Annotated in this window: 3 protein-coding genes; 1 reads left to right on the top strand and 2 read right to left on the bottom strand. The window is 74.4% G+C overall.

The window, feature by feature from the left end; all coding sequences use genetic code 11:
* Window positions 1-68 precede the first annotated feature (68 nt).
* On the bottom strand, window positions 69-221 hold the full coding sequence (locus tag ACFV5N_RS23105) for a hypothetical protein (protein ID WP_385603048.1): 153 nt from the start codon (window positions 219-221) through the stop codon (window positions 69-71).
* A gap of 567 nt (window positions 222-788) precedes the next feature.
* On the opposite strand from ACFV5N_RS23105, the gene ACFV5N_RS23100 reads away from it, so the two are divergent.
* Entirely contained in the window at window positions 789-2,084 is a 1,296-nt protein-coding gene (locus ACFV5N_RS23100) for a glycosyltransferase 87 family protein (protein WP_385603045.1), read from the top strand.
* On the opposite strand, the gene ACFV5N_RS23095 is transcribed toward ACFV5N_RS23100, so the two are convergent.
* On the bottom strand, window positions 2,017-3,210 hold the full coding sequence (locus ACFV5N_RS23095; RefSeq protein ID WP_385603051.1) for an acyltransferase family protein: 1,194 nt from the start codon (window positions 3,208-3,210) through the stop codon (window positions 2,017-2,019). The two genes, ACFV5N_RS23100 and ACFV5N_RS23095, sit on opposite strands and share 68 nt — an antisense overlap.
* Between the last annotated feature and the right edge of the window lie 24 nt (window positions 3,211-3,234).

The raw sequence follows: 3,234 nt of genomic DNA, 5'->3' as shown, positions 1-3,234 counted from the left end.
GCGCCCGGGCCGGACGGGCCCGGGGCGCGCCGTGGACGGTGCGCCCCGCGGGCCCGCCGGTGTCCGGATCAGCCGACGCGGACGCGGTGGTAGCGCAGCCCGTGGCTCCGGGAGGCGGCCGCCGCGATCAGGGCGGCCAGCGGACCGAGGAGGCCGCCTCCGCCGAGGAAGGGCGCCAGCGGGAGCACGGCCAGGGCGATGAGCGCGGTGGCGGGCACCATGACGAGGGTTTCCCCGTGAGGGGTGGTTTCGGGGGCGGGGACCTGCGGAATGCTACGGTCACCACGCCGGTCGGACGGGCCCGTTAACGGGAGCACCGAGGCCGGAGGTACACGGTCGGGAGACATCGTTCTCCTTGATTCGTGGGTTCACCAAGTCGAAGGGGAGCCCGGGCTGGTTGGTCGCCTACCGGGCCCCTTCGCGTGCCTGGACGCTACCTGTTCAACCGTACGAGACGCCAGCACTACCAGACGTAATCACCATCATCGCGCCGGAGCGGCGGCGAAAATCGCAGTAATATGCCACTGGCGGTCAAAAACGGGCAGGCTGCGGGACGTTCCGATGAAGAACCTTCGCCGAGCACACACATCCCCACCCGGCTGGCGCCCGCCCCGCCCCATCCGGTAGTGAACCCGGCACCGCCGCCCGCCTCGCGCCCCGTGACCACCGGAAGGGGCACGGGAACCCCGGCCGCCGCTGCCCACGGCGCATGCGGCAAAAGAGTGGTCGGCCGGGGCGGTCTGCGGCGGTTCGTCCCCTCGGCCGCCGGCCGCCCTAGGGTGGCGCGCGTGGTGACGGTCGCGGACGGCGGGGTGCGGGGGCAGGCCCGGCGGCTGCGCCGTGGCGGGCCCTGGCTCGTACTCGGGCTCTGGGCCCTGTCGTTCACCGGCTGCGCGCTCGCCCAGGTGGCGCTCGGCCTGCCGCTCGGGGATCTCGACGTCTACCGGGCCGAGGGATGGGCGGTACGGACCGGGGAGGACCTGTACGACCTGGCCGTGAGCCGGCACGCCCTCCAGGCCACCTATCCGCCGTTCGCCGCGCTGCTGTTCGTCCCGCTCACGCTGCTCGGCGTCGACGCCATGCGAGTGCTGGTGTGCGTCCTCAACTTCGGCCTGGTCATCCTCCTCGCCCAGCTCTCGCTGCGCCTCACCGGCATCCGGCCCGCCGCCCACTGGCGGTGGGCCGCCCCGCTCGCCGTCGCCGCCGTCGCCGTGTGGTGCGAGCCGGTGTGGGCCACCGTCCGCTACGGGCAGATCAATCTGCTGCTCGCCGTGCTGGTGCTGTGGGATCTGACCCGGCCCGCCCACCACCGGTTCGCCGGGGTGGCGACCGGGATCGCCATCGGGATCAAGCTCACCCCCGCGATCTTCGCCGTGCTGTGCACCGTCGCCGGTGTGATCGCCTGCGTCCGGCGCCGGGACAGCGCGCTCCTGCCGCTCGCCGGCCGGGCCTGGGCGGCCTTCGCCGGCACCGTCGCCCTCGGCGCGCTCGTCCTGCCCGCCGAGTCCTGGCGGTACTGGACCGGCCTGGTACTGGCCGAGGACCGGGTGGGGGCGCCCGAGGCGTCGGCCAATCAGTCGCTGCGCGGCGTCCTCGCCCGGCTGCTGCACACCGGTGAACTCCCTGCCTGGTGGCTGCCGCTGGTGGCCGCCGTCTGCTGTGCCGGGCTCGCCGTCGCCGTCGCCGCCCTGCTGGCCGGGCGGCGGGCCTGGGCGGTGGTCGCCTGTGCCGTGACGGCGCTGCTGGTGAGTCCGGTGTCCTGGTCCCACCACTGGGTGTGGGCGGTTCCCGCGGTGCTGCTGCTCGGGGCCGAGGCGCGCGGCCGGGGACGGCGCGCGCGTCCGTGGTGGCTGGCCGCCGCGGGCGCCACGCTGCTGTTCTGCAGTTACGTCAGCTGGCTGCTGCCGCACGACGAGACCCGGCCCGAGCTGGACCTCTCGGCCGGCCAGCAACTGCTCGCCGCCGGCTACCCGCTGGCCGGTCTCGCCCTGCTGGCCGTCGCCGCCGCCGTCGCCGTCAGAGCACCGCGCGGAAGCCCGGCAGCCGGCGCAGCCAGGCGGCCAGCGGGAAGCTCAGCGCGATAGCGGCCGCCGTCACCACCACCCACGCGGTCAGCGGCGCCGGGTCCAGCGGGGAGAGCGCGAACTGGAGGGCCACCACGATCGGCAGGTGGACGATGTACACGGTGAACGCCGACCCGGCCAGCGAGGCCAGCACCGGGCCCTCACCGTTCAGCCGCTCCCGGAACAGCGTCAGCAGGCCCAGGCACAGCGCCGTGCACAGGAACGTCTCGTAGACCGCCCACAGCGCGGCCGGTACGGTCGCCCCGCCCGTGCCGTACCAGAACGCCCCGGTGCCGCCGGCCGCGAACAGCACCACCGCGCCCGCCACGCCGCCCGCGAGCCACAGGTAGCCGGTACGGGCCGGGAGCGCGGTCAGCCAGCCGTGCCGGTGGGCGAGGATGCCGGCCGCGAAGAACGCCGCGTACTGGGCCAGCCGGGCCGGTTCGGTCTGGATGAACTCCGCCACCGGCACCCACGTGTCCAGCGCATACCACAGGCGCAGCACGAAGGTGGCCGCCGCGACGGCGAGGGTGAAGAGGACCAGTGCCCGGTGCCCGGGGACCCGGGGGGTGCGCAGGGCCGCGCGGGGCCGCAGCCGCCGCACCGCGTCGCCGGTCGCGCGGGCCAGCACGTACAGCAGGCAGTAGACCAGCAGGTTCTGGATGAACCACAGGTGTCCGAACTGGAGGTCGGGCCAGATCGGCCCGGCCCAGTCGGCCGGCTGCTCACCCAGCCCCAGGAAGACATCCGCGTAGTACTGCGGGAAGCCCAGCGCCGGCTGGTCGCGGTACACCAGGTAGTAGACGTACAGCAGCACCGGGATGAGCGTGACGGTCCCCGCCAGGAACGGGATGCCGAGCCGGCGCAGCCGCCCCCGGACGAACGCCCAGCTGCCCCGCCGGTCCACCGAGGCGGGGACGAAGCAGGCGGAGACGAAGAAGAACAGGCTCATGAAGAAGGTGCCGTTGAGGGTGGTGAAGGCGGCGAGCGCCCCGCTGCCCGCCTGGTCCTCGACGTACCACCAGTCGGCCGGACCGTACGCCTGCGCCGCGTGGTGGGCGATCACCAGCATGATCAGCGCGATCCGGAGATTGTCCAGATAGGCCGTCGCCCCACCGAGCCCCGCCCGCGCAACCAGCCGCGCCACGCCGGCGCGCGCGGCGACGCGCCG

It is taken from the genome of Streptomyces sp. NPDC059853, from assembly GCF_042731495.1.
Classification (GTDB): domain Bacteria; phylum Actinomycetota; class Actinomycetes; order Streptomycetales; family Streptomycetaceae; genus Streptomyces.
Note: the sequence above shows the minus strand (reverse complement) of the source record. Positions and strands in the feature narration are given on the sequence as shown.

Coding starts and splice junctions, on each gene's coding strand:
- ACFV5N_RS23105 (WP_385603048.1), bottom strand. CDS start 221: ATGGTGCCCGCCACCGCGCTCATCGCCCTGGCCGTGCTCCCGCTGGCG.